Source organism: Seohaeicola zhoushanensis (assembly GCF_014656415.1).
In the GTDB taxonomy this organism is placed as follows: Bacteria; Pseudomonadota; Alphaproteobacteria; order Rhodobacterales; family Rhodobacteraceae; genus Seohaeicola_A; species Seohaeicola_A zhoushanensis.
The window spans coordinates 1-19,147 of record NZ_BNCJ01000003.1 but is presented as its reverse complement, the minus strand read 5'-3'; the positions used below and the strand labels follow the sequence as shown (position 1 = coordinate 19,147).

General features: G+C 67.8%; 17 protein-coding genes. 13 read left to right on the top strand and 4 right to left on the bottom strand.

The genetic code is table 11. The features are described 5' to 3' along the window. Positions 1 to 7 precede the first annotated feature (7 nt). The 3 genes from IE266_RS07810 (at position 8) to IE266_RS07800 (ending at position 2,826) form a co-directional block, all read left to right on the top strand. Positions 8 to 466, top strand: coding sequence for a tripartite tricarboxylate transporter TctB family protein (locus IE266_RS07810; RefSeq protein ID WP_189679510.1), 459 nt, complete (start codon positions 8 to 10; stop codon positions 464 to 466). Beyond that, positions 463 to 1,962, top strand: a complete 1,500-nt coding sequence (locus IE266_RS07805) for a tripartite tricarboxylate transporter permease (protein WP_189679509.1) — start codon at positions 463 to 465, stop codon at positions 1,960 to 1,962. Before IE266_RS07810 ends, IE266_RS07805 begins: the two co-directional genes overlap by 4 nt. Before the next feature lie 63 nt (positions 1,963 to 2,025). Next, entirely contained in the window at positions 2,026 to 2,826 is an 801-nt protein-coding gene (locus IE266_RS07800; RefSeq protein ID WP_189679508.1) for an SDR family NAD(P)-dependent oxidoreductase, read from the top strand. 399 nt (positions 2,827 to 3,225) lie between these two features. On the opposite strand, the gene IE266_RS07795 is transcribed toward IE266_RS07800, so the two are convergent. Further along, entirely contained in the window at positions 3,226 to 4,185 is a 960-nt protein-coding gene (locus IE266_RS07795; protein ID WP_189679507.1) for a Bug family tripartite tricarboxylate transporter substrate binding protein, read from the bottom strand. 282 nt (positions 4,186 to 4,467) lie between these two features. Between IE266_RS07795 and IE266_RS07790 the strand changes: the two genes are divergently transcribed. Then, entirely contained in the window at positions 4,468 to 5,067 is a 600-nt protein-coding gene (locus IE266_RS07790; RefSeq protein WP_189679506.1) for a superoxide dismutase, read from the top strand. Between the two features lie 68 nt (positions 5,068 to 5,135). Here IE266_RS07790 and IE266_RS07785 read toward each other — a convergent pair whose 3' ends face one another. After that, positions 5,136 to 5,648, bottom strand: a complete 513-nt coding sequence (locus tag IE266_RS07785; protein ID WP_189679505.1) for a DUF6647 family protein — start codon at positions 5,646 to 5,648, stop codon at positions 5,136 to 5,138. A gap of 105 nt (positions 5,649 to 5,753) precedes the next feature. On the opposite strand from IE266_RS07785, the gene IE266_RS07780 reads away from it, so the two are divergent. The 3 genes from IE266_RS07780 to rarD are packed head-to-tail and all read left to right on the top strand — an operon-like array spanning position 5,754 to position 8,527. Continuing rightward, a complete protein-coding gene (locus IE266_RS07780) occupies positions 5,754 to 6,671 on the top strand; it encodes a LysR substrate-binding domain-containing protein (RefSeq protein WP_189679504.1) in 918 nt (305 codons plus the stop codon). A gap of 40 nt (positions 6,672 to 6,711) precedes the next feature. After that, positions 6,712 to 7,569, top strand: coding sequence for a metallophosphoesterase (locus IE266_RS07775; protein ID WP_189679503.1), 858 nt, complete (start codon positions 6,712 to 6,714; stop codon positions 7,567 to 7,569). Between the two features lie 49 nt (positions 7,570 to 7,618). Continuing rightward, entirely contained in the window at positions 7,619 to 8,527 is a 909-nt protein-coding gene (rarD, locus tag IE266_RS07770) for an EamA family transporter RarD (protein ID WP_189679502.1), read from the top strand. 13 nt (positions 8,528 to 8,540) lie between these two features. Here rarD and IE266_RS07765 read toward each other — a convergent pair whose 3' ends face one another. Beyond that, entirely contained in the window at positions 8,541 to 9,101 is a 561-nt protein-coding gene (locus IE266_RS07765) for an LOG family protein (RefSeq protein ID WP_189679501.1), read from the bottom strand. Positions 9,102 to 9,220: 119 nt separating this feature from the next. On the opposite strand from IE266_RS07765, the gene IE266_RS27175 reads away from it, so the two are divergent. The 3 genes from IE266_RS27175 (at position 9,221) to IE266_RS07750 (ending at position 14,493) form a co-directional block, all read left to right on the top strand. Continuing rightward, positions 9,221 to 10,924: a LysM peptidoglycan-binding domain-containing protein gene (locus tag IE266_RS27175; protein ID WP_268249749.1), complete on the top strand. Its 1,704-nt coding sequence runs from the start codon at positions 9,221 to 9,223 to the stop codon at positions 10,922 to 10,924. A 113-nt stretch (positions 10,925 to 11,037) separates the two neighbouring features. After that, complete coding sequence (locus tag IE266_RS07755) at positions 11,038 to 12,798, top strand: ABCB family ABC transporter ATP-binding protein/permease (protein ID WP_373310542.1); 1,761 nt, start codon at positions 11,038 to 11,040, stop codon at positions 12,796 to 12,798. A 147-nt stretch (positions 12,799 to 12,945) separates the two neighbouring features. Next, positions 12,946 to 14,493 carry a trimethylamine methyltransferase family protein gene (locus IE266_RS07750; RefSeq protein WP_189679499.1) on the top strand — a complete coding sequence of 516 codons (1,548 nt, stop codon included), beginning with the start codon at positions 12,946 to 12,948 and terminating at the stop codon, positions 14,491 to 14,493. Between the two features lie 2 nt (positions 14,494 to 14,495). Here the strand turns inward: IE266_RS07750 and IE266_RS07745 are convergent, their stop codons facing one another. Next, positions 14,496 to 14,795, bottom strand: coding sequence for a DUF6477 family protein (locus IE266_RS07745; RefSeq protein ID WP_189679498.1), 300 nt, complete (start codon positions 14,793 to 14,795; stop codon positions 14,496 to 14,498). Positions 14,796 to 15,017: 222 nt separating this feature from the next. Here IE266_RS07745 and IE266_RS07740 point away from each other — a divergent pair, with 222 nt between their 5' ends. The 3 genes from IE266_RS07740 (at position 15,018) to soxB (ending at position 19,017) form a co-directional block, all read left to right on the top strand. After that, positions 15,018 to 16,205, top strand: coding sequence for a DUF6456 domain-containing protein (locus IE266_RS07740; RefSeq protein ID WP_308434575.1), 1,188 nt, complete (start codon positions 15,018 to 15,020; stop codon positions 16,203 to 16,205). A 47-nt stretch (positions 16,206 to 16,252) separates the two neighbouring features. After that, positions 16,253 to 17,179 (top strand): LysR substrate-binding domain-containing protein, encoded by a 927-nt coding sequence (locus IE266_RS07735; protein WP_189679497.1) that lies wholly within the window; start codon positions 16,253 to 16,255, stop codon positions 17,177 to 17,179. Between the two features lie 140 nt (positions 17,180 to 17,319). After that, positions 17,320 to 19,017 (top strand): thiosulfohydrolase SoxB, encoded by a 1,698-nt coding sequence (gene soxB, locus IE266_RS07730; RefSeq protein WP_229863935.1) that lies wholly within the window; start codon positions 17,320 to 17,322, stop codon positions 19,015 to 19,017. Positions 19,018 to 19,147: the final 130 nt, after the last annotated feature.

Below are 19,147 nucleotides of genomic sequence, written 5' to 3'. Positions count from 1 at the left end.
TTATGACATGACCACCAAGTTACGCGAGAGACTGCCCGACCTGGTCGGAGCGCTCTGCGCCATCCTCGTCGGGCTGCTGGCCCTGCGGGAAAGCTATACCTACGACATGGGCAGCCTGACCAACATGGGTCCCGGCTATTTCCCGAGCCTGCTGGCGATCGGGATGATCGTGCTGGGCCTGCTGCTGGTCTTCACCGCGCTGCGGATGCCGCCCGCCGGCTTCGTGCGTGACGGGCTGTCGCTCTGGCCGGTGATGATCATCTGCGCCTCGCTGATCGCCTTCGCGCTGCTGATCGAGCGGTTCGGGATCATTCCGGCGATCTTCGCCTCGGTCTTCCTGTCGACCTTCGCCTCGGACAACCGCAACATTCCGCGCTCGCTGCTTCTGGCGGCGATCACCGCGCTCTGCTGCGCGGGGCTGTTCGTCTATCTCCTCGGCCTCTCGATGAAGGTGTTTGCGATATGAGCGGATCCATTCTCGACAACCTGGCGCTCGGCTTCGCGGTCGCCATGAGCTATGAGGGCCTGCTTTATTGCGGGCTGGGGGTTCTGCTCGGGACCATGGTCGGCGTGCTGCCGGGGCTCGGGAGCATGGCGACGCTCGCCATGCTGATGCCGATCACCTATCACATCGACCCCACCTTCGCGGTCATCATGCTCTCGGGCATCTACTATGGCGCGGCCTATGGCGGTTCCACCGCCTCGATCCTGCTGAACATGCCGGGCACGGTGACCAGCGTGGTCACGGCGCTCGACGGCTACCCGATGGCGAAGAACGGGCAGGCCGGGCTGGCGCTGTTCATCACCGCCATCGCTTCCTTCGTGGGCAGCACGCTGGGTGCGCTGATGCTTGCGGTGCTGACCGTGCCGCTGGCGGGCGTCGCGATGCAGTTCGGGCCGCAGGAATACTTCATGCTGATGAGCTTCGCTCTGGTCGCGGCCTCGTTGCTGTCCACCGGGCGGCCGGTCAAGTCGCTGATCACAGTGATGTTCGGGATGCTGCTGGGCATTGTCGGGCTGGACCTGAACACCGGCACCGCGCGCTTTGCCTTCGACATGCCCGAGTTCTTTGACGGGCTGTCGCTGGTGGCGCTGGCGCTGGGGCTGTTCGGCCTGCCCGAGATCATCACCACGGCCAGGGGCGGCCCGGATTCCAAGCTGGGCGCGCAGTCGGTGAGCCTGCGTTCGATGCTGCCCTCGCGCGAGGAGTGGAAGCGCAGTTTCTTCCCGATGCTGCGCGGCACCGGCATCGGCGCCTTCTTCGGCGCGCTGCCGGGGACCGGCGGGACCATCGCGACCTTCATGTCCTACACGCTGGAAACCCGCGTGAGCAAGCACCCCGAGCGGTTCGGCAAGGGCGCGATCGAAGGGGTCGCTGCCCCCGAGGCGGCCAACAATGCGGCGATCCAGACCGCCTTCATCCCGACCATGAGCCTCGGCATTCCGGGCGATGCGGTGATGGCGATGATCCTGGGCGTGCTGATCGTTCACGGTGTCATTCCCGGCCCGCTGCTCATCACCGAGCGCCCCGAGATGTTCTGGGGGCTGGTAGCCTCCTTCGTGGTGGGCAACATCCTGCTGGTGATCCTGAACATCCCGATGGTGGGCCTCTGGGTGCGGCTGCTGCGGGTGCCCTATCATCTTCTGTTCCCGATCATGATCGCCTTCCTGGTGGTGGGCATCTATTCGGTGCGCAGCTCGGTCATGGACATCTACATGCTGGTGATCTTCGGCCTTCTGGGGATCGGCCTGCGGCTGCTGCGCTTCGACGGGTCGACCCTGCTCTTGGGCTTCGTGCTGGGGCCGATGCTGGAGGAGCACTTCCGCCGCTCGATGGTCGTGACGATGGGCGATTTCTCGACCTTCCTCGAGCGTCCTATCGCGGCGACCTTCTTCGGGCTGACGATGATACTGCTGGTGTTCTTCAGCGTGAACAGCCTGCGCAAGCTGCTGCGCCGATAACCTCGCGAGGGCGCCTGCGGGCGCCCTTTTCGCTTTTGAACCTTTCTGACGGAGTGACCCTGGATGACGACGGACTGGCTGGGACTGGCAGGGCGGACCTGCGTGGTGACGGGCGCGCGCGGGGGGCTCGGGCTGGCGATCAGCCGGGCTTTCCTGGAGGCCGGGGCCAACGTGATGATGCTCGACCTGGCGCGGGGCGATGCCGACGAGGGCGTGCCCGATGCGCTGGCGGCCTATGCCTCGCAGGTGGCCTTCGCGCCGGTGGACGTGGGTGACGTCGCCTCGGTCGAGGCGGCCTTCGCGCGCTGCGTCGAGGTGGTCGGCGCGCCTTCGGTGCTGGTGAACAACGCGGCCATGTCCTCGCCTGCGCCGCTGGAGGCGCTGGAGATGGATGCCTGGCAGCGGCAGATGAATGTGAACGTGGGCGGCTACCTGCGCTGTGCGCAGGCCTTCCGCGCCAGCCGGGCGGCGGGGGCTGGGGCGATCGTGAACATCGCCTCGATCGCCGGGCGCAATGCGCAGCCGCGTTCGGGTGGCTATGCCATGGGCAAGGCGGCGATCCTGATGCTGAGCCAGCAGATGGCGGTGGAATGGGGGGCCGAGGGCATCCGCACCAACAGCGTCAGCCCCGGCCTGTTCCGCACGCCGCTGACCGAACGGTTCTACGAGGACCCGCAGGACCGCGCCCGCCGCGAGGAGGTGGTGCCTCTGCGCCGGATCGGTGCGGCCGAAGAGCTGGCGGATGCGGTGGTCTATCTCGGCAGTGCGCGCGCGTCCTATGTGAACGGGGCCGAGATCATCGTGGACGGGGGCTTTTCGCAGACGCTGATGAGCCATATTCCGCGGCCCTATCAGAAGGGCTGAGGAACGGCTTTTCAAGTGCGTCAGGCCCGGAATCAAGGCGCGCCTTGCGCGCCGCCGGGCAGCGGCCGACCGCCCGCTCGGGCGGCCGCTTCGTCACCGCAAGTGCATCGTTCCAGCGGCGCAGCGGGCGTCACCATGAAGCGCCAGGCTGGTCGCGGTCGGAGCGGCCACCCACGGTCGGCCGCTGCCCGGCGTGCCTGAACGCTGCTGTGCGCTTTGCCGTAATCCTGCGCGCCCCGACGCTCGCCCGGTGCCTTCGGCTTGATTCCGGGTGGGATGGAGCGGGGATTGAGCGGGACGCAGAAATCCCAATGCTCCTGACTTCCTCTTTCCCCAAACGCAAAAGGGGCCGTCGATGACGGCCCCTTCGCGTTTCCTGTCAGTGGCTTGCGCCGGAAATCAGTTCAGCACGATGCCGCGCTGTTCGATGACGCTGCCCCACTTGGCCTGGTCCTCTTCCAGTTGCTTGGAGAGCACCTCGACCGGGCCGCCGATACCGAACTGGCCGATCTTGCCGAAGACCTCCTTGGTCTCGGGCTTGTCGATGATCTGGGTCAGCGCGACGTTGATCTGGCCGACCAGCTCGGTGTCCATCGCGGCGGGGGCGAAGATTCCGGTCCAGAAGGAGGCGGTCATCTCGGGGTGGCCGAGCTCCGCGAAGGTCGGGACGTCGGGCAGCTGCTCCATCCGCTCGGGGCGGGCGACGGCGAGCATCTTCATCTCGCCGGCCTTGATCTGGCCGATCACGCCGAAGGGCGAGGAGACGGTGAAGTCGACCTGGCCGCCGAGGATGTCCTTCACCTCTTCCGCCGTGGTCTTGTAGCTCACTTCGACCAGGTCGAAACCGAACTCGTTGCTGAGCAGCGCGCCGTAAAGCTGGCTGAGGCTGCCGGGGCCGAAGGTGCCGAAACGCAGCGGCTTGCCCTGGCCTTGTTCGACGAACTGCTCGAACGACTCGATACCGGCCGAGGCGGGCACGGTCACGGCCATCGGGCCGTTGGCGACCAGCGAGACCGGCTGGAAGTCGGCCAGCTTGAACGGCAGGTTCTTGCGCAGCATGGTGTTGAGCGAGATCGGGCCGGTGCCGCCGACCAGCAGCGTGGTCTGGGGCGCGCGCGTGGTGGCGACATATTGCGCGGCGATGATGCCGTTGGCGCCGGGCTTGTTCTCGACCAGGAAGGTGCGGCCGAGGATGCCGGTCAGCTCGTCGGCGAGATAGCGGGTTATGCCGTCGGTCGGGCCGCCTGCCGAATAGGGCAGGACCAGGGTGATCGGCTCGTCGCCGGACGCCATGGCGCTGGTGCCGAGCATGGTCGAAGTGATGAGCGCGCCCAGAAGCGTGCGGCGAGAAATCTGCATGGAAGTCCTCCCAGTAAAGTCCGGTCGCCAGTCTTAGCAGGTCTGGGGAATTGATATACCGCGTGGGGCGCAGGACTGTTTCGCAGAACTTGGCCTATTTGAACCATGTACAAGCGGACCGCAACCCGGGGTACGGGGAGGAGCGGATTTGCGAAGAATCCATCGTGGAAACGGGCGGAACCCCCGCTCAAGCCCCCGCGTTGATGCAAGAGACTTGACGCTGGCGCTTTAGGCGCTCAGTTACGTCAGCAGGAAATAACCACCGACCAAAAGGGGGCCGACATGGCTTTTTCACTTCCTGACCTTCCCTATGCTCACGACGCGCTGGCCGAGAGCGGCATGTCGAAGGAGACGCTGGAATATCACCACGATATTCACCACAAGGCCTATGTCGACAACGGGAACAAGCTGATTGCCGGCACCGAGTGGGAAAACAAGTCGCTCGAAGAGATCATCACCGGCACCTACAACAAGACCGCCGTTGCGCAGAACGGCATCTTCAACAACATCAGCCAGCTCTGGAACCACAACCAGTTCTGGGAAATGATGGCGCCGGGCGGCACCAAGATGCCGGGCGAGCTGGAAAAGGCGCTGACCGAGAGCTTCGGTTCGGTCGCCAAGTTCAAGGAAGACTTTGCCGCCGCAGGCGCCGGTCAGTTCGGTTCGGGCTGGGCCTGGCTGGTCAAGGACAAGGACGGCGCGCTGAAGATCACCAAGACCGAGAACGGCGTGAACCCGCTGTGCTTCGGCCAGACCGCGCTGCTGGGCTGCGACGTGTGGGAGCATTCCTACTACATCGACTTCCGCAACAAGCGTCCGGCCTACCTGACCAACTTCCTCGACAACCTGGTCAGCTGGGAAAACGTCGCCTCGCGCATGTAAGCCGCGGGATATCGTGACAAGGGCCGCCTCCGGAGATCCGGGGGCGGCCTTTTTCGTTTGCGCGGCGGTCAGTCGGGGTGCTTGTCGCGGGCCGCGCATTCGGCGGCGAGCACCAGCGCGATCCAGTTGACCCGTGCCTTGAGGCCGAGGTCGTTGAGCCAGGCCTCCTGCAGGCGATAGGCCGGAAGTTCCTGTGCACCCGCGCAGCGCCAGTGCGGCACGGCGGCCTGCCGGTGGTGGACCAATTCGTGCAGCAGGACCGAGACATCCTGCGGGTCGGAAGGCGACCAGGGCCGCACCAGGTAGATGGTTGCGCTTTCGGGGTCGTAATAGCCGCGCGGCATCTCGCCGGTGTGGAGCGTATCGCCCGAGAGGGCGGCGGCCTGGCTCGGCGTGACGAGGCGGATCTGCGGCGCATCCGGCCGGCGGGGCCAGGGCGCGCGGGTGTCGAGCCAGCTTTCCAATGCTGCGAGGTGGGGGATCGGCGCCTCGGCGGCCTGCGTCGTGGCGGGCCAGAGGGCGAGGGCGAAGGCGAGGGCATGGCTCAGCCGGGACCGGCTGGCAGGAGCAAGCGGGAGCATGGCGGGGTCCGGTGATTTTGAGATGCGGTGAAATGATGCTAGGCTGGCGGCATCGGGCAGGCAAAAGGCGATTTTTCACCTGCGATTGAAGGGAATTCACGCCGGATGGCACGACAGTTCCCGCCTTTCTCGGCCGTGCGTGCCTTCGAGGCCGCGGCGCGGCACGCCAGCTTCAAGGCTGCCGCCGAGGAGCTGTGTCTCTCGCCCTCGGCGATCAGTCACCAGATCCGGGCGCTCGAGAACTATCTCGACACCGCGCTGTTCGAGCGGGTCGGCAACCGGTTGGAGCTGACGCTGACCGGGCGCGGTTACGCGGGCAAGCTGACCGGGCTGCTCGACCAGTTCGCGGCCAGCGCCGCCGATGCGGCGCAGGCGGGGCAGGAGAGCTTCCGGGTGCTCTGCACGCCGGGCTTCGCGGCGCGCTGGCTGGTGCCGCGGCTCGACCGGCTGGCGTTCGGGCGGCAGGTGCGGCTTCGGGTGTCGACCGGCGCGCCCTCGACCGATTTCGCCAGCAACGACTCCGACGTGGTGATCCACTGGGGCGACAGCCCGGTGGCGGGGGTGGTGGTGACACCCTTCATGCAGTCGGGGCGCTTTCCCGTTGCCAGCCCGGATTTCGTGGCGCGCGAGGCGATCGAGCGGCCGCAGGACCTGCTGCGGGTGCGGCTGATGCATGACGAGGTGATGGACGCCTGGAGCGAGTGGTTCCGCGGCGCCGGTGTCGTGCCGCCCGAGTTGCCGCGCGGGCCGGTGCTGCCGAACTGCGAGCTGGCAACGACGGCGGCCGAGCAGGGGCAGGGCGTGGCGCTGGCCTATGGCGCGATGGTGCGCGACACAGTGGCCTCGGGGCGGCTTGTGCGGTTGTTCGAGCCTGATACCATGCCGATCGTGATCTATTCCGTCGCCTATCCCGCCGCCCGTGCCGATGACCGCAGGATCCGGGCCTTCTGCGACTGGATCTTCGCTGAGATCGGTGGCGACAGGGTGGCGCAGGATGGCCTTGCGCGCGGGGCGGCGGAATGAGGCCAGCTGTTTCGGGTCGGGTGCCGCTGGTGACGCCGGAATGAGGCGCTGGCTTGCCCGTGCCTCGCGGCGGGGGGCGCTTGCGCCGCTGCTGGGGCCGGCGCTGCGGATGGCGGTCGACCGGCACGAGGTCACGCTGCCGGGGCTGCAGGCGCCGCTGCGGGTGGCGATCGTCACCGACCTGCATTTCGGCTTTGGCCCGAGCACCGCCGCGCGGGCGCGCGCGGTGCGGGCGCGGGTGATGGCGCAGGGGGCGGACCTGGTGCTGTTCCTCGGCGATATCGCCGGTGGGCGGCGCGGGCCGGTGAAGACCGCGCGGGTCGATGCCGGCTGTCTGGCGCTGGCGGGCTATGCCGCGCCTCTCGGTTGCTACGCGGTGCTCGGCAACCACGACTGGGACGACGACCCCGAGGCGCGGGAGCGCCGGGCCGGGCCGAACCGGGCGAGCGCGCTGCTGGCGGCGCAGGGCTGGCGGGTGCTGGAAAACGCCGCCGCCGATCTCGGGCCCGCCTGGATCGCCGGGGTGGCGAGCCAGCGCGCCTTCCGCAGCGGGCCGCCGGGATTCCGCCGTCACCAGGGGCTCGACGATCTCGGCACCGCGCTGGCCGGAGTGCCCGAGGGCGCGCCGCTGATCCTGATGGCGCACGAGCCGGACCTCTTCCCGGCACTGCCCGAAGGGCGGGCGCTGCTGATGCTTTCGGGCCACATGCACGGCGGGCAGGTGCGGTTGTTCGGACGCGCGCTGGTGGCGCCCTCGCGGTTCGGTACGCGCTATGCGCTGGGGCATTTCCGACGTGGCCCACATCAGCTGGTGGTGGCCGGAGGGCTGGGCTGTTCGACTATCCCGCTGCGCATCGGCATAGAGCCTTCGATTACGGTTCTGCAGCTGGTGCCTTGACGCCGCCCGGCGCAACTGCATGGTCGCCCGAAAGACGTTCGGAGCGGGCATGAGCGAAACCGGAAAAGGCATGATGGCCGTGGTCGGGACCTTCCTGATCTGGGGCGTCTCGCCGGCCTATTACAGGTTGCTGTCCCATGTGCCGCCACTCGAGATCATGTCGCACCGGGTGATCTGGTCGCTGGTGCTGTTCTCGGGCCTGCTCGCAGTGCAGGGGCGGCTGGGCGAGGTCGGCGCGGCGCTGCGGGGCCGCAGGCAGCTGGGCATACTGGTGCTGGCCTCGACGCTGATCTCGGCCAACTGGTTCCTGTTCATCTACGCGACGCAGATCGACCGCGTCACCGAGACCAGCATCGGCTATTACATCTATCCGCTGCTGGCCGTTCTGCTGGGCTGGGTGGTCTACAAGGAGCGCCTGTCCCTGCTGCAGTGGCTGGCGGTCGGGCTGGCCGGCACGGCGGTTGCGCTGCTGACCTGGGGCCTCGGGATCCTGCCGTGGTTCTCGCTCGCCATCGCGCTGAGCTTCGCGCTTTACGGGCTGTCGAAGAAGGCGCTGACCAGCGGGCCGGTGGTCTCGGTCACGGCCGAGGTGCTGGTGATGCTGCCGTTCATCTGCCTTGTCATGGTCGGGATCTATGCCAGCGGGCCCGGCCATTTCGGCTGGTCGCTGCGCGACAGCCTGCTGCTGATCGGGGCCGGGCCGATGACGGCGATCCCGCTGTTCTTCTTCAGCTATGCGCTGCGCCGGGTGGCGATGGGCACGGTGGGGCTGATGCTCTACATGAACCCGACGCTGCAATTCCTCTGCGCGGTCTTCGTCTTCGGCGAGGCCTTCACCCGCTGGCACGCCATCGCCTTCCCGATGATCTGGTTGGCGCTGGCCTGCTACACCTGGGAGGTGCTGCGCCGCGAGCGGGCGGCGCGGCGCGCGGTGGTGCGGGCCTCGGAGATCTCCTGAGGCCGTTCAGGCGTCAGGCGGTCTCGGCGAAGGCGAGCTTCAGCATCTCGACCGCCTCGTCGGTGGTGGCCGCGACCTGGATCAGGCGGGCCAGCGAGGCATCGGCGAAGCCCTGGTCGATAACGTGGTCTATCAGTTTCAGCAGCGGGTCCCAGTAGCCCTCGGTGTTCAGGATCACGATGGGCTTGGCGTGCAGGCGAAGCTGCGCCCAGGTCAGCACCTCGAAGAACTCGTCGAGCGAGCCGGCCCCGCCGGGAAGCACCACGACCGCATGGGCGTTCATCAGCATCACCTTCTTGCGCTCGTGCATGGTCTCGGTGACGATGTAGCGGGTGAGGTCGGTCTTGCCGACTTCCCAGGCGACGAGGTGGGTCGGAATCACCCCGAAGGTCTCGGCCCCGGCGGTCTGCGCCGCGCGGGCGACCTCGCCCATCAGGCCGACGTCGCCGGCGCCATAGACCAGCCGCCAGTCCTCGGCCGCCAGCGCCACCCCGAGATCGCGTGCCGCCTGGGCATAGGCCGGTTTGGTTCCGGGGCGCGATCCGCAATAGACACAGACGGATTTGACGGACATGGGCGCACCTTTCGAAGATTGGGGGAGAACACAGAGGTGTTTTGACCCCTGATAACGCTGTTGCTAGACTAGCTCAACTACACGGCCCGCTGGGGGGCCAATTCTGGGGACAACAACATATGGCAGGCCAAAATGGCGGCATCGGGACCACGGGTCTCGCGGCTCTGGCGGTGGGGGCGCTTGCGCTGATCGGGGGCGGGGTCTGGTATGCGGGGCTGCTGCCCTCGCTGGGCCCGCAGCCCGTCGCCGAGGTGCCGAAACCGGCCGAGAGCGCGCCGGTGGCGGAAGCGAAGCCCGAGGCGGCGCCAGTGGCAGAGGCCAAGGTCAAGGCCGAGGTGACGCCGGCCTTCGACGTGGTGCGGGTCGAGCCGGATGGCAACGCGGTGATTGCCGGAACCGCCGCGCCGGGGGCGCGGGTGGTCTTCCTGCTGGACGACCGCGAGATCGGCGAGGCCATGGCCGACGGGCAGGGCAAGTTCGTCGGGCTGCTGACCATCGACATGGGGGCGGGGCCGCATCTGCTGACGATGATGGCCGAACTGGACGGACAGAAGGTCGCCTCGCAGGAGCCGATCATCCTTGCGCCGGTGGTCGAGGCCCCCGCGACGCAGATGGCGGATGCGGGTGCTGCTGTGGCCGAGCCGGAGGCGAAGGCGGAACCGGCGGAAGCTGCGGCGACACCGGAACCGGTGGCGGCGGCTACCGAGGCCGCGCCCGTGGTGGTCGTCGAGGCCAAGCCGGAGGCGGTCACGCCCGCGCCGGAGACAAGTGCCGAGGCCAAACCGGAACCGGCGGTGGTTGCGCAGGCGGTCGAGGCGAAGCCGGAAGCGGCTGTGACCGAGGCCAAGCCCGAGGCACCGGCCGTCGCGGCGGCGCAGGTTGCCGAGGCGAAGCCGGAGGCGAGTGCATCGGTGGCCGAGGCCTCTGCAGCAACGCCCGCTACCGAGGCCAAACCGGAGGCGGCTGCCCAGAGCGCCGAGGTCAAGCCGGAGGCGGTTGCGCAAACTGCCGAAGCCAAGCCGGAAACCACTGCGCCGACTGCCGAGGCCAAGCCGGAAGCAGTCGCACAAACCGCAGAAACCAAGCCCGAACCGACCGCGCCGGCAGCCGAAGCCAAGCCCGAGCCTAAGCCGGTCCAGGTCGCCGAGGCGCGCCCCAATGTTCCGGTGCCGGCGCACGCCGACCAGGCGAATGCGCCGCCGGCGCCTGCGGGCGGGGCGGTTGCTTCGGGCCTCGGCACCAGCGCGCCCGCGCCGGTGCAGCCGCCGGTTGCCACCTCGATCGCCGTGCTCAAGGCGACGAAGGATGGGGTGGAGCTGATCCAGCCCGCCACGCCTGAGCGACCCGATGCGATGGAGCAGATCGCGCTCGACACCATCAGCTATTCCGAGACGGGCGAGGTGCAGCTTGCGGGCCGTGCCGGCGGGCAGACCACCGTGCGGGTCTATCTCGACAACAAGGCGGTGGCCGATATCGGCGCCGACGAGACCGGCAAGTGGAAGGGCGAGCTGAGCGGGGTCAAGCCGGGGATCTACACGCTGCGGCTCGATGCGCTGAACGCCGGCGGCGAGGTGGTGAGCCGGCTGGAAACTCCGTTCAAGCGCGAGGCTCCCGAGGTGCTGAATCCTCCGAGCCAGGAGAACGCGCCCGACCAGACTCCGGCGATCCGCGCGGTGACGGTGCAGAAGGGCGACACGCTCTGGGCCATCTCGCGCGAGCGCTACGGCAACGGCGTGCTCTACGTGCGGGTCTTCGAGGCCAACCGCGACAGCATCCGCAACCCCGACCTGATCTATCCCGGACAGGTCTTCTCGATCCCGTGACGGTGCGGCCGCTCTGGTAAATCCGGAGCGGCGCGTTTAAGTCGGTGTGCCGAAGCCGGGAGCCCGACATGACGTCCCAAGCCACGAAAAAGACCCCTGAAAAGCGTTCGGGAATGAGCATCATCCTGAGGGTGATGCCCTATATCTGGCCGAAGGATAACGCGGGGCTGCGGATCCGGGTCGTTGTCGCGCTGGCGCTGCTGGTGCTGGCCAAGCTGGTCGCGGTCTATACGCCGGTGCTTTACAAGCAGGCGGTCGACAGCCTGGCCAAGGACGGCGTGCCTGCGGTGGCGCTGGGGGCGGTGGGGCTGACGGTGGCCTATGGCGTGGCGCGGGCGCTGAACGTGGGCCTGCAGCAATGGCGCGATGCGCTGTTCGCGCCGGTGGCGCAACGGGCGCTGCGGCAGCTGGCACTCTCGACCTTCCGGCATATCCACCACCTGTCAATGCGCTATCACATCACCCGCAAGACCGGCGGGCTGAGCCGGATCATCGAGCGGGGGGTGAAGGGTGTCGACTTCCTGCTGCGTTTCCTGGTGTTCAACATCGGGCCGCTGGTGCTGGAACTGGCGCTGGTCGCCATCATCCTCGCGGCGCTGTTCGGGATCTGGTACCTGGTCATCGTCGCGGGGACCATCGCCATCTATGTCTGGTTCACCTTCAAGGTCACCGAGTGGCGCGTGAAGCTGCGCCGCGAGATGAACGACCAGGACACCGACGCCAACCAGAAGGCGATCGACAGCCTGCTGAACTATGAAACCGTCAAGTATTTCGACGCCGAGGAGCGCGAGGCGGCCCGCTATGACACCGCGATGGCGGCCTATGAGAAGGCCTCGCTGCTGACCGCCTATTCGCTGGCCTTCCTGAACTTCGGCCAGTCGGTCATCATCACCGCCGGCCTGATCGGCGTCATGGTGCTGGCGGCGATCGGGGTGCAGGCGGGCGCGCTGACGGTGGGCGATTTCGTCATGGTCAACGCCTACATGATCCAGATCACCGTGCCGCTGAACTTCCTCGGCACCGTCTACCGCGAGATCCGCCAGGCGCTGATCGACATGAGCGACATGTTCGACCTGCTGGAACAGCCGCAGGAGGTGCAGGACAAGCCCGGCGCGCCGGCGCTGAAGGTCAACGGCGGCGAGATCGTGCTGGAGAACGTGCATTTCGGCTATGACCCCGACCGCGAGATCCTGAAGGGCGTCACCATCCGCGCGGGCGCAGGCGAGAGCGTGGCCATCGTCGGCGCGACGGGGTCGGGCAAGTCGACCATCGGGCGGCTGCTGTTCCGCTTCTACGACGTGACCGGCGGGGCGCTGAAGATCGACGGGCAGGACGTGCGCGACGTGACCCAGGCGAGCCTTCATGCCGCAATCGGCGTGGTGCCGCAGGATACCGTGCTGTTCAACGATACCATCCGCTACAACATCGCCTATGGCCGCGCCGGGGCAACCCAGCAAGAGGTCGAGGCGGCCGCGCGGGCGGCGCAGATCCACGACTTCATCGCCTCGTTGCCGCAGGGTTATGACACGGCCGTCGGCGAGCGGGGGCTGAAGCTTTCGGGCGGCGAGAAGCAGCGGGTGGGCATTGCGCGCACCCTGCTCAAGAACCCGCCGATCCTGCTGCTGGACGAGGCGACCAGCGCGCTCGACACCGAGACCGAGCAGGAGATCAAGGCCGCGCTGGACCGGGCGGGGCAGGGGCGGACGGTGATCACCATCGCGCACCGGCTCTCGACGGTGATGGAGGCCGACCGCATTGTGGTGCTGGAGGCGGGCCGGGTGGTCGAGCAGGGCACCCATGACGAGCTGCTGGCGCGCGGCGGGCGCTATGCCCAGCTGTGGAACCTGCAGCAGGTGGAAGAGGACGCCGCCTGAGCGGCGGCCGATTCCGCTGCCGGGGCGCCGGCGGCGCGCGGCGTCGCAAATGTCGCATTTTCCCCAGAACCGCCGCAATCCTCGCCGGAGCGACTCTGCGGCTGCGCTATTGCATCCTCAACAGACCGTCAGCACGGGGGAATTCTCATGTCGGATATTGCACCAACTCAGCGGCGCACCCGCGGCGGCGGCGGCGCGGCCAGGCGGGCCGAGCGTTCGGCGGTCAGCTTCGAGACCGCCCGCTTCATCGAGCGCAACATCCCGAACTTCGAGGTGCTGAACGAAGAAGCGCTGGAGATCATCGAGCACAACGCCGAGACGGTGTTGCAGGAGATCGGCGTCAAGTTCGTCAACAACCCGGCCGCGCTGGAACTGTGGAAGGCCGCAGGCGCCGACGTGGACGAGGAGCGCGTGCGGATTCCGCGCGGGCTGGCGCGGCAGCTCTGCGCCACCGCGCCCGGCTCCTACACCCAGCACGCCCGCAATCCGGCGCGCAACGTCGAGGTGGGCGGCAAGAACCTGGTGCTGGCCCCGGTCTATGGCCCGCCCTTCGTGCGCGATGCCGAGGGCGGCCGGCGCTATGCGACGATGGCCGATTTCGAGAACTTCGTGAAGCTCGGCTACATGTCCAAGTGGCTGCACCACTCGGGCGGCACGGTCTGCGAGCCGACCGACATCCCGGTGAACAAGCGCCACCTCGACATGCTTCATGCCCACATGACGCTGAGCGACAAGCCCTTCATGGGGTCTGTCACCGAACCCAGCCGGGCGCAGGATTCGGTCGACATGTGCAAGATCCTCTTCGGCGAGGACTTCGTGCAGCAGAACACGGTGATGACCTCGCTCATCAACGTGAACTCGCCGATGACCTTCGACGACGTGATGATGGGCTCGATGGAGGTCTACGCCCGCAACAACCAGGCCTGCATCCTGTCGCCCTTCATCGTCGGCGGCGCGATGGCGCCGGTCTCGGTGGCGGGCACGCTGACACAGGTGCTGGCCGAGGTGCTGGCGGGGATCGCCTACAACCAGCTCGTCCGCAAGGGCGCGCCGGTGATCTTCGGGGCCTTCGTGACCTCGATCGACATGAACTCGGGGGCGCCGACCTTCGGCACGCCCGAGGCCTCGCTCATCACCTATGGAGCCGGCCAGCTGGCGCGGCGGATGGGGCTGCCGTACCGCTCGGCCGGGGCCTTCTGCGGCTCGAAGCTGCCGGATGCGCAGGCCGCCTACGAGAGCGCGAATTCGCTGAACATGGGGCTTTTGTCGGGCGTCAACTTCATGCTGCACGCCTGTGGCTGGCTGGAAGGCGGGCTGGTGTCGTCCTACGAGAAATTCGTGATGGACGCCGACCAGCTGGGCGTTCTGCATGGCCTCGCCAAGGGCGTGGGCGTCACCGAGAACGACCAGGCGATGGACGCCATCGCCGAGGTGGGGCCGGGCGGCCACTACCTGGGCTGCGCCCATACCCAGGCGAACTTCAAGACCGCCTTCTGGCGCTCGGGGCTGCTCGACTACAAGCCGTTCGAGACCTGGGACGAGGAAGGCGCGCGCGATACGCAGGCGCTGGCGGCGGTCAAGGTCAGGCAGATGCTCGACAGCTACCAGAAGCCGGCGATGGACCCGGCCACGGAGGAGGCGCTTGCCGCCTTCGTCGCCGAGCGCAAGGCCGCGATGCCCGACGCCTTCATCTGAGGTCAGATCTCGGGCTCGGCGCGGGTGGCCGCGACGAGCTGGGCTTCGCCCATCATCGCGATCAGCAGGTCGAGGTGGCGGGAGAGTGAATAACCGGCGTCGTCGATGCGGCGCCGGTCGTCGATATCGCGTTCCAGTTCCATGAGGCGCAGCAGCGCGGCGCTCGGACGGGGCAGCGCGCTGTAGCCCAGCAGCCGTTTCAGATGACGGTCGCGCACATAGTCCCGCGCGCCGAGCCGGGCCGCCCGGATCAGCAGCCGCGGGCGCCGGAGCCGGTTCAGCATCGCCAGAATGTCCTGCATGTGATGGTCCTTCCCTGGGTGTCTCTGGAAGGGTCGAGCCATCGTCTATGGCACAACCGTGCCGGGTGTTGCGGAACCGGGCCGGGCACCGTGCGGAAGATTCAAATCAAATTAGCGTTTACGGATGATGGTTTGGCCTCGTTGCCGTCTACAGAATCGCCGTTAACAAACTGGTAACCAATTCTCCCCAAGGTTGTGGTTAACCACCTATGAACGCTGGGTATGAACAGGCAGAACACGATGACCTCCGGCCCACCGGCGGCCGAACATGCTGCGCCCGCTGCGCTGGTCTGGGTTCCGGACGAAGTGTGCCGCTACCTGGCCCATGTCGAGGCGCGGCAGTCGATCCGGGACATTGCCCGGTCGGTGGGATGCCATGCTTCGACGGTGATGCGCCAGATCCGCCGGCTGGAAGCGCGGCGTGACGATACGCTGATCGACGCGGCGCTGACCCGGCTGGCCCGGACGATGGACTGCGCCGGCGCCCCCCAATCCCCCGCTTCGGTGAGAAGCGCCGAGACGATGAAGGACATTCTTGCCATGAGCGCCAGGAAGACCGCCGTACCGGACGTCATCGAGACCGCCGTGCTGAACCGCGAGGCGCTCCGCGTGCTGCGCCGCCTCTGCGAGACCGGGGCGGTGCTTGCGGTGGCCGAGAACATGGAGAAATCGGTCGTCGTGCGCGACGACGAGGGCGGCAACAGCCTGCGCACGGCGGTGGTCGACACCCCGGTGGCCGAGGCGATGGCGCTGAAGGACTGGATCGCCTGCGCCAAGCCGGGGCGGATCTCGCGCTATCGCATCACGGCGGCGGGGCGGACCGCGCTGAGCCGGCTGCTCGCCGAACAGGAGAACCGCAAGCGCAGCGCCTCGGAGACCGGGTTCGCCGAGGCGGCCGAGCGCTTTGCCGATCCCGGTGGCGACTGGCAGGCCGATGGCGCGGGCGAGGCGGGCGCCCGCAAGCGCACCCGCTACTCGGTGGCCGAAAGCCCGATGGTGGCGCTAGCACGGCGCAAGGATCGCGACGGGCGGCCCTTCCTGGACGATTCGCTGGTGCAGGCCGGCGAGCGGCTGCGCGAGGATTTCGAGCTCTCGCAGATCGGTCCGCGCGTCGGCCAGAACTGGGACCATTTCCTGACCGGGGGCAGCCGCGGCGATCATGCGCGGGAGGCGCCGCTCGACCGCGGCCCGGGCGCCTCGCGTGACCGGGTGGCGCGCGCGCTGGCCGATCTTGGCCCCGGCCTCAGCGACGTGGTGCTGCGGTGCTGCTGCTACCTCGAAAGGTTGGAGATGATCGAGCAGAAGATGGGCTGGTCGGCGCGCTCGGGAAAGATCGTCCTGCGGATCGCCCTGCAACGGCTCAAGCGGCACTACGAAGGTCAATCCGACCGCGACCGCATGATCGGCTGACCATAACCGGGGCTGGCGCGCCGCGTTCTTTGCGATAGGATGCGTTAATGTCCTTCACGCTGCGCCAGCTCACCTATTTCCGTGCCCTTGCCGAGCAGCGCAATTTCGGCCGCGCCGCGGCGGTCTGCAATGTCTCGCAGCCCGCGCTTTCGGTGCAGATCCGCGCGCTGGAAGACCTGATGGGCGGCGAGCTGGTCGAGCGCCGTGCCCGCGACGTGCTGCTGACGCCGCTGGGGCGCGAGGTGCTGGCCCACGCGCGCGAAATCCTCGACGCCTCGGCCCGGCTCGACCATATCGCAAGGGCCCGCGACGGACAGCAGCGTTCGCTGTCGCTGGGGCTGATCCCGACCATCGCGCCCTACCTGTTGCCGGGGGTTCTCGCCGCGCTGCGGGCGGGTGACCTTTCGCTGTCGGTACGGGTGCGCGAGACCCTGACCGAACAGCTGATCGAGGCGCTGCAGGCGGGCGAGCTGGATGCCGCCGTGCTGGCGCTGCCGACCGGCGCGGCGGGGCTGATCGAGGTGCCGCTGTTCCGTGACAACTTCCTGCTGGCTGGTTCCGAGGCGCGGTTGGCCCGGCTGGGCGACAAGGCGGCGACGCTGTCGCCGGCCGATCTCGAACCTTCGCAGCTGCTGCTGCTCGAGGATGGCCATTGCTTGACCGACCAGGCGCTGGCCGCCTGCGGCAAGGAGCGCGGCGCGCCGGGCATCAACATGGGGGCCTCCTCGCTCGCCACGCTGTCGCGGCTTGTCGCGGCCGGCTTCGGCTTCACGCTGATGCCCGAGCTGGCGGCCGAGGCCGAGCGCACCGCCGCGCCGGGGCTGGAGCTGCACCGTTTCCCGCTGCCCGAGCCGTCGCGCACCATCGGCCTCGTGCGTCGGGCGACCATGCCGGGCGAGGGCTGGTTCGACGAACTGGCGGCGATGATCCGGCGGGTGGGCGAGGGGATCGTCGGCGCGACACGGGCGGCCTGAGGCCCTTCGGCCGGTTCGGCCAAGACCTGCCTCGCGATTACGCCCGGATGCGCAGGCAAATTGACGGGCGGCGGGCTGTCGCGTAGAAGGTATTTTGAAATTCGCATATTTCGATATATCGGGCCGAGGGAGGAAACGCCGTGCCGATCACGAGACGAGATTTCATTCAGTACGGGGTCAACGCCGCCTTCGCCCTGGGGGCCGCCGGCTATGCCGCGAATCCGCTACGGGCGCTGGCCCAGCAGAAGCTGTCGCTCGACGACCTGCTGCGCTTCGACGCCAAGGGTCAGGTGACGCTGCTGCATTTCACCGACGTGCACGCCCAGCTCGCCCCGGTCTACTTCCGGCCGCCGGACACCAATATCGGCGTGGGCGACTATGCCGGCATCCCGCCGCACCTGGTGGGCGAGGAGTTCCTCAAGCACTTCGGGATCGAGCGCGGCAGCCCGCTGGCCTATGCCCATACCTATTTGGACTACGTCGACCTGGCGCGCACCTATGGCCGGCTCGGCGGACTCGACCGCACGGCGACCCTGGTCAAGGCGATCCGCGCCGAGCGGGGCGAGGACAAGGTGCTTTTCCTCGACGGCGGCGACACCTGGCAGGGGTCCTATACCTCGCTCAAGACCAACGGCCAGGACATGGTCGACTGCATGGCGCTGCTCCGGCCCGACGCGATGACCGCGCATTGGGAATTCACCTTCGGCACCGAGCGCCTGAAGGAGATCGTCGAGAGCATGGACTACCCGATGCTGGCGCAGAACGTCTTCGACGTGGAATGGGACGAACCGGCCTTCGACGCGATGAAGATGTTCGAGAAGGGCGGCGTCAAGGTCGCCGTGATCGGCCAGGCCATGCCCTATACGCCGATCGCCAACCCCAAGTGGATGTTCCCCGAATACAGCTTCGGCATCCGCGCCGAGAAGCTGCAGGAGAACGTCGATACCGCCCGCGCCGAGGGCGCCGAGGTGGTGGTGCTGCTCTCGCACAACGGCTTCGACGTCGACCGCAAGCTCGCCACGGTGGTGAGCGGCCTCGACGTGATCCTGACCGGCCACACCCATGACGCGGTGCCCGAGGCGGTCGAGGTCGCCGGCACGCTGATCCTGTCCTCGGGCAGCCACGGCAAGTATCTCGGCCGGGTCGATCTCGAGGTGAAGGACGGCAAGGTGGTGGGCCACAGCTCGCGCCTGATCCCGGTCTTCTCGGACGTGATCCCGCCGGATGCCGAGATGGCGGCCAAGATCGCCGAGTTCCGCGACCCCCATGCCGCCGAGCTGAACCGCGTGCTGGGCCGCACCGAGGGGCTGCTCTACCGGCGCGGCAACTTCAACGGCACCTGGGACGACCTGATCTGCCAAGGCATCCGCGAACAGCGCGACGTGCAGATCGCGCTCTCGCCGGGCTTCCGCTGGGGCACCACCTTGCTGCCGGGGCAGGACATCACCATGGACGATCTCTACACCGAGACCTCGATGAGCTACCCGGCGGTCTATCGCACCGAGATGACCGGCGCGCAGCTGAAGGAGATCCTCGAGGACGTCTGCGACAACCTCTTCAACAAGGATCCCTTCTACCAGCAGGGGGGCGACATGGTGCGGGTGGGCGGCATGTCCTACACCTGCCACGTCAACAACGACATGGGCGGGCGGATCGCCGAGATGGCGCTCGACGACGGCACCGCCATCGAGGCCGACAAGACCTATACCGTCGGCGGCTGGGCCTCGGTCAACGAGGGCACCGAGGGGCCGGCGATCTATGACTTGATGGAGCAGTTCATCACCGCGAAGGGCACCGTCAACGTGCCCGACACGCGCACCGTCAAGGTCGTGCTCTGAGGCGCCACCGCGCCGCCGTGAGCCAGGGAAGAGAGAGGCGCCGCGCCCCTCTCTTCTCTTCTTTTCAAATACCTCCGGCAACTGTATTTTCTCACGCCGTTGCGGCGAAGTCGGTGCCGTCGCGGATCAT